The sequence below is a fragment of the Xanthomonas sp. D-109 genome, assembly GCF_017746095.1.
GTDB classification, from domain to species: domain Bacteria; phylum Pseudomonadota; class Gammaproteobacteria; order Xanthomonadales; family Xanthomonadaceae; genus Xanthomonas_A; species Xanthomonas_A sacchari.
On record NZ_JAGHWV010000010.1, the window covers coordinates 189,245 to 202,445 of the forward strand.

5 protein-coding genes are annotated in these 13,201 nt (G+C 69.9%); all 5 read right to left on the reverse strand.

Going from position 1 to position 13,201, the window contains the following annotated elements; translation table 11 throughout:
* Positions 1-6: 6 nt before the first annotated feature.
* The 5 genes from J7357_RS11365 to J7357_RS11385 all read right to left on the reverse strand — a co-directional run bounded on the left by J7357_RS11365 (position 7) and on the right by J7357_RS11385 (position 13,099).
* Positions 7-4,188, reverse strand: a complete 4,182-nt coding sequence (locus J7357_RS11365) for an Ig-like domain-containing protein (protein WP_209246560.1) — start codon at positions 4,186-4,188, stop codon at positions 7-9.
* Between the two features lie 164 nt (positions 4,189-4,352).
* Positions 4,353-7,181: a TonB-dependent receptor gene (locus J7357_RS11370; RefSeq protein WP_209246523.1), complete on the reverse strand. Its 2,829-nt coding sequence runs from the start codon at positions 7,179-7,181 to the stop codon at positions 4,353-4,355.
* Positions 7,182-7,514: 333 nt separating this feature from the next.
* Positions 7,515-9,881 (reverse strand): Tat pathway signal protein, encoded by a 2,367-nt coding sequence (locus J7357_RS11375; RefSeq protein ID WP_209246525.1) that lies wholly within the window; start codon positions 9,879-9,881, stop codon positions 7,515-7,517.
* Positions 9,882-10,020: 139 nt separating this feature from the next.
* The gene (locus J7357_RS11380) at positions 10,021-10,329 is read right to left on the reverse strand and encodes a flagellar basal body protein (protein WP_209246527.1); all 309 of its coding nucleotides are present in this window, start codon (positions 10,327-10,329) and stop codon (positions 10,021-10,023) included.
* A 457-nt stretch (positions 10,330-10,786) separates the two neighbouring features.
* Complete coding sequence (locus J7357_RS11385; protein WP_209246529.1) at positions 10,787-13,099, reverse strand: S9 family peptidase; 2,313 nt, start codon at positions 13,097-13,099, stop codon at positions 10,787-10,789.
* Between the last annotated feature and the right edge of the window lie 102 nt (positions 13,100-13,201).

Below are 13,201 nucleotides of genomic sequence, written 5' to 3' on the forward strand. Positions count from 1 at the left end.
GGCGGCTCATGGCGCCGCCTCCGCCTCGATCACCAGTTCCAGCCGCACCGGCAACTCGCCGCTGCCCTCGCGCCCCTGCGCCTGCCCGACCACGCTCAGGCGACCGGGCTTGGCATAGGAGGCCGGCGCCAGCGGTGCCCAACGTACCGGCACGCGCTCGCGCGAGCCGTCGTTGTACTGCACGGAGACAAGTTCCGGCAGCACCAGCGCCTGCCCCGCAGGCACGTGCAGCGGCGGCGGCGCCTGCACGGTGGTGAGCTGACCCGGCGCGGTCGCGCGGACCCAGATGCTGGCAGTGACCGGCACGCCGCCGTCGGCCAGGCCTTGCACCTGCACGCGGCCCTCGCCGGACAGCGCCGCCGCATCGACCTGCGGCCAGCGCACGCCCAGCCAGGACCAACGGCCGTCGGCGAAGTAGCAGGCGATGCGTGCCGGCAGCGTCGGCGCCTGGCCGGGCGCGATACGCACGTCCACCGCTTCGGTCGCCACCGCGCGCTCGGCGAACACCTGCCATTCGTCCAGGCCGACCGCGTAGTGACCTTCGCCCTGCGTCGCGGTCTGCAGCACCGCGCGCAAGGCCGTGGTGACCACCGGCGCGAACGTCACCCGGCTCGGCGCGCCATCGCCCTGCACCGGATAGCCGCCGCGCACGGCGATGTCGCGCCACTGTGTGCCGTCCCGGTATTGCAGCGTCCACGCGCGCGGCAACGCCACCCCGCCCTGCGGCTGGTCGTCCCAGAAATACAGCGCCGCCGCGTTCAGCCGTTGCGGTTGCGGCCACTCGTACTGCACCCACACCGAGGCCGGCTGCGCGCGCCCCCAACTGCCCCAGCGGCGGTCGGCGGCCGGCACCTGGTCAGGCGTCGGCAGCAGCCCATCGTTGAGCGCCTGCAGGCGGTGATGGCCGGCGGTAAATTGCGCGCTCGGCGTGGCCTCGCCCTGCACCTGCAGGGTCTGCCCGGCCGGGGCCGCTGCCACGATCACCGCGACCTCGGCGTGCCCCTGCAGCGCGCCATCGTCGGCCTGCAGCTGCAGGGTGTAGGCGCCGGGCGCAGTGAAGCGCACCTCGGTCGTGGCCGCCTGCGGCTGCTCGAACAGCGCCGCACCGCCGGGCGGCGCCTGCAGCACGCGCCAGTGCAGGGAAAGCGTGCCGTTCGGCAGCGCGTCGTCGCCGACCCGCCCGGCCAGGCGCACCACGCCGCCGGCACTGCTGCCGTCTTCCTGCCAGGCCTCGACCTGCGGCGCCTGGTTGCCCTGCACCGCTGGCGCCGGGGCGCCGCTGGCATAGGCCTGGATCTCCTTGATCCCGGTGCGCAGCGCGCCGGCATGGGTGACCTGCAAACGCCAGCGCTGCGCGCGCAGCGGTGGGAAGCGGATGCGGTTGCGGTTGCCCTGTGCGATCGGCGCATCGCGCACCTGACCCGGCACGGTCTTCCACACGCCGGCGTCGAAGTACTGCAGCACATACAGCCACGGCGGCGCGTAGCCCGCGCGCGTGCCCGACGGGAAGCCGTGCTGTTCGCCGGGCGGCGAGGAGCTGCGATAGAAGTACACGCGCACGTCGTCCAGGGTCTGCGGGTGCTGCAGATCCAACTCCAGCCAGTCGCTGCTGCTGCTCGAACCGGCGGTGCCCCAGAACGGTTCGTTGGCGGTGCTGCCGTCGACCGCGGCAGTGGCCGGAAACCCGTCGGCCGCATAGCTGGCGCTGACCGTCGCGCCCTGCGCCAGGTTGCGCGCGGCCGGCGGCAGCGTGGTGTCCAGCCCGGCCTCGGCCAGCACCGCACCGATCCGCGCCGCGGCAGGAAACCGCACCTGCTGCGGCGCCTGCAAGGCCAGCCGATGCGCGGCCAGCACCTGCATCTGCGCGGCACCGGCATTGACCACATCCGGCAAGGCCTGCACGCGGCCGCTGGCCGGGTCGTACAGCAGGTGCGCCAGGCGGTCGACGGTAAAGGCCAGGTGGCCATCCAGGTACAGCGAATAGCCCTTCGGCGCCGCTCCGCCGTAGCGGCGGCCGTCGCGATCCCAGACGATGCTCAGGTCGCGATCGCGATAGCGCAGGCGGTCGGCGGCGAAATGGCCCCAGCCGATGTCGATGGGATACAGCTCGATCAGGGCGTCGCTGCGCGGGCGCAGGCCCATCGCATCCTCGATCACGGTGAAGTTGGTGGCGCCGAGCTGGGTGTGGTGGATCCACGAGCGATAGCCGATGCGGCCGCCATCGGCGGCGCTGCCCTGCGCCCAGAACTCGTTCTGGTCCGGGTAGCGGTTGTCGCCGTCGATGTAGTGCGCCCACGCGTTCCAGTACAGCAGCTTGCGGTAGCTGGACGCATCCAGGTACGGGCTTGGGTAATCGCGCAACACGCTGCCGAGCAGGCGGAACGCCACGGTGGAATTGATCACCGAGAAGTTGTTGCTGCCGCCGGCGCCGCGCGCCTGCGCATCGGCCTGGTTGGCGGTGTAGAACGGAAACAGCGGGAACTGCCGCGCATCGGCGAACAGGCGCAGCGCGCGCACGTACTTGGGGTCGTCGTCGGCATCGCCGTGCTTGGGCATCAGGCCGACGCTGAAGGGGTAATAGTTGTTGGTTTCCTTCCAGTCCACCGGCAGCCGCGGCCCGTCGGCCTGGCGCTGCTCGAGCAGGTCGCCGTGCAGACCCATGCCGTCGGCCTGTGCACTGTGGTCCTGCCACAGCACGTCCAGCACGGCACGGCGGATCTTCGCCGCCAGCGCCTGCATGCGCGTGGCCGTGGCGGCATCGCCGGCCAACTGCGCGGCTTGCGCGGCGGCCAGCGCATTGGCGTACACGTACGCGCTCTCGCTGCGGTCCATGCGCGGCGCGCCATGCCGCTTGGCCCAGTCGAAGGACACCGCATCGGCGTCGTTGCCGGTCATCGCCGCCCAGTCGTATTCGATCAGGCCGTTGCCATTGTGGTCGTAGGCACGCAGCAGCGCGTCCACGTCGTCGCTGGCGTAGCGCGCCAGTTGCCCGGCGATCGCGGGCGGCCCGCCGTGCACCTGGTAGGCGCGCCAGGCGGCAGCACTGAGGTATTGCGCGTAGGAGTTGGACCAGTTCTCCGGCGCGCCGGGATTGTCCACGTATTTGCCGCCGCCGGCGGTCTCGCCGGTGCCGAGCCAGGAGCCGTAGGCGTAGAGCGGATCGCGCAGGTACTTGAGGTCGTCGATGAACATGCCGGTGGTGAGCACGATGGCGTTGTCGTAGCCGAGCACGCCTTCGATCGCCACCGGGAACTGGTAGTCGTTGCCGGGCACCGCCGCGTCCAGGAAATTGAAGCGCAACAACCACCAGCGGTAGAACAGGGTCTTGTCGAGATTGTCCTCGGGCGTGTCCAGGTACGGCAGGTTGTCGGCCCACCAGCGGTTGTAGGCGACGACGTGGTCGCGGTAGGCCTGCTGCGGCGACTGCGCGGCGATGCGCCGGTATTCCTGCTGTGCGGCCGGCAGTTCGCGCGCGATCAGCCCCAACTGCACCTTCAGCGTCGGCGCGGCGCCGTGCGCCGGCACCGCCAATGGCCGCGCGATGCTCGCGCCATCGACCGCGAAGCCGTCGCCGGAGAGCCGCGGGAACAGCGTGGTGATGGCGTTGTGGGTGACGAAGGCGCCAGTCAGCTCGGCACCGTCGGGATGCGTAGCCATCGGCGAGACCGCGCGCACGGTCAGCGCATGCGCCGCGCCATCGGTGCTGGACACGGTGAGCTCGGCCACCGCCACGTTCTGCTCGCTGATGAACTTGACCAGTTGCAGGCGCACGCCGCCGCCTGCGTACACGCTGCTGAAATAGCTCGGCGTCTGCCGCCGCTGCGCACTGTCCTCGACCAGCGCGATCGGCACGCCGTCGCGCTCCAGTTGCAGGCGGAACAGCGCGTCGTGGCCGGTCTTGTGCACGTAGGCCACGTCGCCGACGAAGCCAGGCTCCTCCGGCTTGTGCGTGTACAGGTAGGCGGCGCGGCCGCGGGTGAACAGCCAGTTGTTGCTGTCGCCGAAGCCGCCGCCGGTGCCCTGCCGCGCCAGCAGGCGGTCGATCCAGAAATCGCGGCCGGGCGCGCGGCCGGCACCCGCCGCCAGGTCGGCGGCGAACGTGCGCTGCAACTGGCCCTGCGCCTGCCCCGGCGCGAACGCCACGCCGCTGTCCGGCAGCGGCTGCGCATCGCCGCTGAAGCGCGGCATGCCGACCGCGGCATTGCTGGGCTGCAGGCCTTCGCCATCGCGGTCGAGGTCGCTGACGGCGGCTGACGCCGCCACCGCAGTCGCAGCGAACGACAGGCCAACCAGGAGAACGGCAGCGCCGCGCCGCATACGCGACGCGGCGCCACCGGGGACAGGCATGCGACTCAAAACTCGGTCCTGATCCGCGCCCAGAAGTAACGCCCCAGCGTGTCGTAGGTGAACGCATCGGTGTTGGCCGCACTGGCGTAGCCGTAGTAGCGCGGCGGCGTGCGATTGCCGAGGTTGTTCACGCCCAGCGCCAGGGTGGTATGCAGGCTCTCGAACTTCCGGCTCACGCTGGCGTCGTGATAGGTCACCGTGCCGACCGGGAAGTACACGCAACTGCCGTCGGCGGCGGTGTTGACGCAGAAGTCCTCGTAGGCGCTGCCGACGGTAGTGCGTCCGATCAGGCGCGTGTTCCAGCTCGCGTGCCAGGGGCCGTTGTCCCAGTCGAGCGTGAAGTTGGCGCGCCAGCGCGGCATGTTGCCGTAGCTGGATTGTTCGCCCACGTAGTTGTGCGGATCGCCGCTGAACTTGTAGCTGGACAGGTAGGTGGCATCGACGCCGGCGCGGAAGCGGCCCCAGGCCGTCTCCGGCAAGGCGTACTTGATGCCGACGTCGTCGCCGCGGATGTCGACCTTGCCGCTGTTGATCGCGAACGGCACGGTGACGCTGACCAGTTGCCCGGTGGGGCCGCGCTTGATCAGCGGGCAATAGGCGCTCTGGCCGTCGTAGCAGTTCTGCAGCACCTGATCCAGGCCGGTGCCGTTGATCATGTCGTCCAGGGTGACGCGCCAGCTGTCCAGGTTCAACGACAGGCCCTCGGCCCAGCCCGGGTCGTACACCGCGCCGATGTTGTAGGAGCGGCCCTGCTCGGGCTTGATCGCAAAGCCCGCGTTGGCCGAGCCGGTGGTGAGCACGGTGAAGGACGAGCTGTTGACGAAGCTGCCGTTGGTCGGCACGTTGGCGCAGGCCGCGGGATTGCCGCCGCCGGTGTAGCCGTTGCACGGATCGGTGTAGGTCCCGGCGTCGTCGACCACGCCGTTGAACGGCGAGCCGTACAGATCGCCCAGCGCCGGCGCGCGGAACACCTGCGAGCCGGTGGCGCGGATCAGCAGGTTGTCGATCGGCCGCCATTCCAGCGCCACCTTGCTGTTGGTGGTGCTGCCCCAGTAGTCGTAGCGCGAGTAGCGCGTGCCCAGGTTGAGGTTCAGCGCCTGCGCGCCGGTCACGCCCTTGAGCAGCGGCACCAGCACTTCGGCGTAGGCCTCCTTGATGGTCTCGTCGTGGCCCTGGTTCATGATGCAACCGTCGTTGTAGTCGCAGTTGCCTTCCGCATCGGCCGCCGCCACCGGGTTGCTGGTGCCCTGCGAGAAGCCGTTCTTGCGGAACGACAGGCCGAACGCGGCCTGCACCGCACCGGCCGGCATCGCGAACAGATCGCCGTTGACGCTGGCCTCGGCGAATTTCATCGTGCTCTCGTCGATCAGGTCGACCGCGCTCTGGGTGGCCTTGATGGCGGCGATGGTGGCCGGATCGTCCGGGTTGAACACGTTGATCGGGGTACAGCCGGCGATGACATTGCCGGGCGTGCCGCACTTGATGGTGCCGTCGGTGTCGCGGAACGAGGCGCCGACCGCGTTGTTCAGCGCCGAGGTGATGGAGAAGCCGTTGCGCACCAGGGTGTCCTTGTAGTGCGCGTAGCCGGCCGCCGCGTCCCACTGCCAGCTGCTGTCGCCGAACTTGCCGCGCAACCCGGCGACGATGTTGGTCTGGTACATCGTCGAGGTGTAGACGCGGGTGTTGGCCGGCACCGAGCGCAGCAGATAGCGGGTGAGCTGGCTGCCGAAGGGGTTGTAGTAGTTCTGCGCGGCGTTGGGCAGTTCCAGGCCGTAGGCGGTGAGCTGCGAGGTGGTCTCGCTGCGGGTCCAGAACATGTCCAGGTAACCCTGCACGTTCGGGGTGAAGTCGAAACTGGCGTGCGCCGAGGCGTTGGTGCGCTGCACCGGGGTGATCAGGTACTGCCCGGTGTAGGAGTTGTAGCCTTCCACCGCCTGGCTGTAGGTGTGGAAGTCGCTGGCGGTGACCTGGCCCGGCGGCAGGTCGGCGTTGGGTGTCAGCACGCTGCCGTTGCTGAGGAAGGCGCGGGTACCGTTGCCGCGGCGTTCGACCACCTGGCCGTTGAGGTAGTTTTGCGCGGTGCGCGCATAGTCGCGATCGCTGTCGTACAGCGCGTTCATCGAGCTGCGGCTCACCCCCAGGATCAGCCCGCCGCGCTCCCAGGTCTTGCCCCACTCCAGCCCGAGCGAGCGGCGGTTGCCGTCGCCGTGCGTGCTCAGGCCGTAATCGGCGGTGGCGGCGAAGCCGTCGTACTTGTCCTTGAGGATGATGTTGACCACGCCGGCGATGGCGTCGGAGCCGTACACCGACGAGGCGCCGTCGGTGAGCACCTCGATGCGCTCGACCATCGCCGCCGGAATCGCGTTGACGTCCACGCCGGGCGCGGCCGAGACACTGCTGGCCGGCCCGGCCATGCGGTGGCCGTTGACCAGCACCAGGGTGCGCTCGGGGCCGAGGTTGCGCAGCGACACCAGCGCCCGGCCATGGCTGAAGCCGGAATTGAGCGAGACGTTGGGCATGTTGCCGGCCATCGCCGGCAGTTGCTGCAGCAACTGGCCGAGGGTGTCCTGGCCGCTGTCTTCGATGCGCTGGCGGTCGATGGTGATGACCGGGCTGGCGGTCTCCGCATCGACGCGGCGCAGGTGGCTGCCGGTGACGCTGATGCGTTCCAGGGTGGTCGCCTGGGTGTCCTGGGTCTGCGCCTCCTGCGCCTGCGCTGCCGGCGCGAGCAGGGCCAGGGCGGTGCAGATGGCCGCGGCCAGCGGACCGGGCTGCGGCGCGGCGCGCCAGGAACACGGGAGCAGCGGCGCAACGCGTTCGAGCAAAGACGGCATCGGAAATCTCCTGAGCGGCAGCCTGGCGTTCGTCGGAGCGCCGCCCTTCCCCAGGCGGGCGCCCCGTCGCCAGCGCGTGTGGCGGATACGAAAACGGACGTGTCCACGCATGCGCCGCCGGACGGGACGATCCCGACGCCGCCTGCACGGCGACGCGCACGACCCATGCGCTGCGTCCCCGGTGACGTGCAATGAATCTCCCCCTGGACATTCACTGCACGGTCACAATGTGCGCGTAGGACGCGCGCGGCGTCTTGTCGTATTTATCGGGAAAACGTGCGGAATACCGCACTGCCCCGCAGGCCGGCGGGACGTTTCCGACTTTTTCGCCACTCAGCCGTAGACGGCCGAAATCGCCACCGTCGCCGCGCTGCCGGCCGGCACCAGCACGCGCTCGTTGCGCGGCCCGGACAGCGCCGCCAGCTGCCCGTCCAGCCGCACTTCCTGCAGGCGGGTGCCGGCCGGCACCCGCAGGGTCAGCCAGGTGCGTGCCGGCCGCTGCGCCGGCAGCGTCACGCTGCCGTCGATGCGCTTGCGCGCCGGATCCGCGTGCAGCGCCAGCGACACCCTGCCCCAGCGCGTCGGCGCCGCGTCGATCGCGATCGTCTCGCCGCTGCCCAGCCAGTCGCGCGGCACCGCCCGCGCCAGGAACAGCTCCTCGCCGGCGCTGTCCTCGAACACCAGCATCCAGCGCAGCAGCAGCGGGACGGTCAGCTGCGCGGGGATGCAGAACAGCGGCATGCCGCCGGTGATGCCGCTGACCTCGCCCGCGGTCCAGCTGCCGCGGGTATGCACGTGGAAGCGGTGCGCGTACAGGAACAGCAGGTATTCCTCGATCCGGTCCAGGCGCAGCAACTGCTGCGCGTAGCCGTAGGAGATGAAGCCAAGCAGGTCGCGCGCCTCCGGGGTCGGCGCGGTGATGTTGCCGACCACACCGAGGCTGGTGCCGCCGTGGCCGCGCACGCAGTCGATGACCAGGTGCGCCAGGTCGTCGGGCAGCACGTCGGCCTGCAGCAGTTCGGCATAGGCGCGGTGCGGCCAGCCCTGCTCGCTGGGATGCTCCTGCTGCAGCGACTGGCGGAACGTCAGTTTCACCCCCGGCAGCGGGCCGATGTACGGCGGCTGCAGATCGCGGCGGATGTTGCCACGCAGCGTGCGCAGCAGCTGCGCCGAGAGTTGCTGCGCACGGCGCTGCCATTGCGCCGCGGCGGCCTGCCCGCCGGGCCCGGCGATGCCGCTCCACACCGCCGCCAGGTCCTGCCAGCCGCGCACCGTCAGCGCGCTGTTGGCGTAGTACGGCTTCCACCACACCTGCGGATCGGGGAACAGGCAGGCATCGGATTCGTTCCAGCCGTGGAGTAGGCCATGCCCCGGTGCCGATGCCGGCAGGCGCAGGCTGGCGTCGTGCAGCTCGACCAGCACCTGCGCGGTGGCGGCGATCTTGTCGCGGTGCTTGCGCAGCAGCGCGGCATCGCCGGTGTAGCGCAGGTAGCGCGCCAGCAGCGACAGGGTCAGCCCGAACTGGCCGGTCTCCGGGCCGCGCATGTTGACCATGCCATCGGCCTGCACGAAATCGCTGAAATAGCCGTCCAGCACCGCTGCGGCCTGGGCGAAGCGGCCCCACTCCAGGTTGGCGTAAAGCGAACTGGTGAAGGTGTCCTGGAAGCCGTCGTACTCGTTGCCGTAGTAGTCGCGGTCCACCGCACCGTACTTGGGATAGGTGCCGCCCGGGCGCACCACCAGTTCGCGGGCGAAGGCGAAGCGCGCCATGTCGCGCCAGCTCGCATCCGGAGTCTGCGCCTGCACGGTGTCGGCGAGCTGCGCCTGCCAGTAGCCGGCGAAGGCGAGCAGGCCGCGGTAGAAATCCTCGGCGCTGCGCGGGCCGCGCCGCGGCGGGTAGTCGGGATAGCTGTAGCCGTACACCACCTTGCTGACCTTGCCGTGCTCGACCAGCGCGCTGCGGTGCCAGGTCTGCACCACGAAGCGGTCCTCGGCCAGCACGTCGGCGAACAGCAGGATGTCGTAGTAGCGGCCCTCGCCGGCCGGCACCACCTTGCGCACCGCCGGCATCCAGCCGCCGAGCAGGCCTTCGCTGCGGCGCCGCACCAGCTCGTCCTTGCCCAGCTCCGGGAACGTCTGGATCGCGCGGTAGCAGCGGGTGCGCCCGTCCGGGTACACCGGCATGGTGTCGGCGCATTCGCGGGTACCGACGAAGGTGGTCCACGGCAGGCGTCCGTTGTAGTCCTTGGGATCCAGTTGCGAGGCCGGCGGCGGCGCCACGTCGCGCACCTCGTCGGCGCGGGGGTCGCCGTCGCGCAGCAGGCGATCGGCGAGCAGGTCGGCATCGGCCATCGCCACCTCGGCCAGGGCCATGCCGAAATACGGCGCCTGCGCGGCCGGGAACACCGCTTCGGTGCGCTTGCCCAGCACCAGCGCCCCACCCGGACCGCACAGGGTCAGATCGCCGTCGGGCTGGCGCAGGTCTTCGTACACCTCCCAAGTCGCACCGGCCTCGACGAAACGACATTGCAGGGTGTGCCCGGCCAGCGCGTCGGCCGCCAGCGGCTGCAGTTGCGGCGGTGCGGGCGCACGCGCGGCGCTGGCCGCTGTGGGTGCCGCGGCGGCACGCCCGGCCAGCGCTTCCACGCCAGCGACCGCGCCGACGGCCAGGCCCTGACGCAGGAAATCTCTCCGATCCATCTACCGTCCCCGATGCAATGCGATCGTCGCATCGTGCGCTGCGCGCGCCGCAGCGTCTTGTGCGCTGTGCCGAGGATGGATGCGGAAAATCGCACAGCCGCGAGGTCGCGGCGATGTTGCGTTGCGGGAACGCAACGGCCTAGGCGAGCACGTCGAGCAGGCTGCCGATGCTGTCGTCGGCCGCTCGCAGCACCCGCGCATTGGCCTGGAACGCGGTGCGCTCGGTCAGCGTGCCGACCATGTCGTCGACCAGATCGCTGCCTTGCCCGTCGGCCTGCTGCACTTGGCCGACCACGCCACCACCGGCGCTCGCCTGGTTCACCGGCACCGAACGCTGGAACCCGTCGGTGGCGAGATTGGCGATGTTGTTGGCGCGCACCTGCAAGCCGGACGTCGCGGCGCGCATGCCGGACAGCGCGATCGAGGAACTGGCAGCGATGGTGGTCATGGCGGGTCGAGGCGCAGGGAGACTTGCCGGGTTATCGGCGGAGTTGGCGGGGGCTTTAGTGCGGGGATTGGGGATTGGGGATTCGAAAGAGCGGCCCATGACGCCGATAGCCAAAGCCCCTCTCCCTCCGGGAGAGGGGTTGGGGTGAGGGTCGGGGCGCGAAGCGCGTGAGGTAGTTCGGCTGCACGAGGCTACGCCCGTACCTTCATCCGCCCCTGCGGGGCACCTTCTCCCGAGGGGAGAAGGGAAAAACAAAGCCCCTCTCCCCTCGGGAAAGGGGTTGGGGTGAGGGTACGGCGCCGCGATGCGTCCGAAACGCCAGTGCCTACCCGTACCCTCATCCGCCCCTACGGGGCACCTTCTCCCGGAGGGAGAAGGAAAAACGCGAGTCCCGAAGGAACAGGAACCACCGCGCCTCTACGAATCCCCAATCCCCAATCCCAAATCCCGACCCCACCTACAACCGATTCCACGCCGGCGTCGGCTCCCCCAACAGATGCCGCACGAAGAAGTCGTACTGGCGACGCTGCACATAGTCGATGGGGCCGGTGGAGCGGCCGACGGTGTGCTCGCCGCCGGGCACGACCAGCAGGTCGAAGTCCTTGTTGGCCTTGATCAGCGCGTCCACCACCTGCCCGGTCGAGGCCGGGTCGACGTTGCTGTCCTGCTCGCCGACGATCAGCAACAGGTTGCCACGCAGCTTGGCCGCATTGTCCACGCCGGAGGCGCGTGCATAGCTGGCGTCCACCGGCCAGCCCATCCACTGCTCGTTCCAGCTGATCTTGTCCATGCGGTTGTCGTAGCAGCCCGCATAGGCCACGCCGACCTTGTAGAAGTCCGGATGCCGCTCCAACGCGCCCAGCGTGCTCTGTCCGCCGGCCGACGCGCCGTAGATGCCGACGCGGCCGATGTCGTAGGACGGATCCTGCGCAGCCAGTGCCTTGTGCCAGGCGATGCGGTCGGGGAAACCGGAATCGCCGAGGTTCTTCCAGGCCACGTCGTGGAAGGCCTTGGAGCGGTTGGCGGTGCCCATGCCGTCGATCATCACCACGATGAAGCCCAGGTCGGCCTGCGCCTGCATGCCGATCTGCTTGTCGCCGCCGGAGTGGTAGCCGAACGGCCAGAAGGTCTTGGGCACGAAGGAATCGTGCGGACCGGCGTAGATGTTCTCGATCACCGGATACTTCTTGTGCGGGTCGTAGTCGCGCGGCCGCACCACCATGCCCCAGATGTCGGTCTTGCCGTCGCGGCCCTTGGCGACGAAGGTCTGCGGCGCGCGCCAGCCGGCGGCCTGCAGCTTGCGGATGTCGCCGCGTTCCACCACCTGCAGCAGCCGCCCGTCGATGGCATGCAGTTCCATCACCGGCGCCATGTCCGGACGCGAGTACACGTCCACGTAGTGACGGCCGTCGTCGGCGATGGCCACGTCGTGGTCGGCATCGCTCTCGGTGAGCCGGGTCAGGTGGCCGCCGTCGAAATCCACCGCGAACAATTGCCGGTAGTACGGATCCTTGCCCGCATCCATGCCGCTGGCGGTGAACCAGATGCGCCGCTGCACATCGTCCACGCGCAGCACGTCGCGCACGATCCACTCGCCCTTGGTGATCTGCGTCTTGATCCGGCCGCTGGCACCGTCGAACAGGTACAGGTGGCGCCAGCCATCGCGCTCGGAGATCCACAGGATCTCCTGGCCCAGGCCATCGACATCGTGGTGGTAGCTGCGGTCGGCGTACACGAAGGTCTTGGCGTCCTCGCCCACCGCCACGTGCGCCTGGCCCGTGGCCGCGTCCACCGCGATCGCGCGCATGCGCTGGAAGCCGCGCTGCACGTAATCGAACACGAAACTGGCGCTGTCGCGTCGCCACTGGATCGGCGAGAGCTGGTACGGGTTGGCGAACAAGGCGTCGTCGATGGGCAGGCGCTTGGGCGCGCCGCCGCGCGCCCAAGCGCCCAGGTCGAACAGCACCGGTCGCTCGATGTCCACCGCATCGCCGGGCTTGGGATACAACTGCGTGCGCACGATCGGCTGGCCGCCGCCGGGCGGCGCCGCCTCCACCCGGGTGACGCGGCGGGGAAAGCCAGGCTTCACCCGGTACAACGCCAGCCGCTGCGAATCCGGCGACCAGGCAATCGTTTCCGGATCGTAGAAATCGTCGCTGCGGCCATCGTCGGCCAGGCGCAGCGTGTGCCCGTCGGCCACCGCGCGCAGCATTACCGCGTTGCCGTCGACATAGGCGTCCCAGCGTCCGTCCGGCGAGCGCCGGGGGGTGGCGTCGGCCGGCACGCTGAGATCGCGCACCACGCCGAAGCCGCGCGGCCGCGGCTGCGGACCGCTGTCGGCGCGCGCGCAGACGTAGGTGGTGAGGGTGCAGCGCCACGGCAGTTCGTCGAGCTCGAAGGCGATCGCCGCCTGCGGCCGGCCGCCCTCGGCGACGTAGGCGAAACGCACGAACGGCAGGCGCAGCGCCGCATAGTCGGTGCCGGTCGCCGCGCCCAGCGCGCGTACCAGCCGCTGCTGGTCGAACGCCGGCTGCTTGCGCTGGCTGGCCACGTCCTCGACCACGAAGGCGAAGCCGCCCGGCACGGTCTTGCGATAGTAGAACGCACCATCGTCCCGCCACTGCGCCGGCCAGGTCACGTTCTCGGTCAGGCCGATCCAGGCCTCCCGCAGGCCCAGCGAGCGCTGGTAGTCGGCGACGCTGGGCGCAGCGTGGGCGGCGCCGGCGCAGCACGCCAGTGCCATGACGATCGATACGACGAACTTGTTCATGCGGTTTCCAAAAATTTCATGACACGCTGTTTCCCGTAGGAGCGGCTTTAGCCGCGACGGGCGTTCCCGATAACGCCTGTCGCAACCAATCACAACAAAGGG

Coding starts and splice junctions, on each gene's coding strand:
- J7357_RS11365 (WP_209246560.1), bottom strand. CDS start 4,188: ATGCCGCGCTTCAGCGGCGATGCGCAGCCGCTGCCGGACAGCGGCGTG.
- J7357_RS11370 (WP_209246523.1), bottom strand. CDS start 7,181: ATGCCGTCTTTGCTCGAACGCGTTGCGCCGCTGCTCCCGTGTTCCTGG.
- J7357_RS11375 (WP_209246525.1), bottom strand. CDS start 9,881: ATGGATCGGAGAGATTTCCTGCGTCAGGGCCTGGCCGTCGGCGCGGTC.
- J7357_RS11380 (WP_209246527.1), bottom strand. CDS start 10,329: ATGACCACCATCGCTGCCAGTTCCTCGATCGCGCTGTCCGGCATGCGC.
- J7357_RS11385 (WP_209246529.1), bottom strand. CDS start 13,099: ATGAACAAGTTCGTCGTATCGATCGTCATGGCACTGGCGTGCTGCGCC.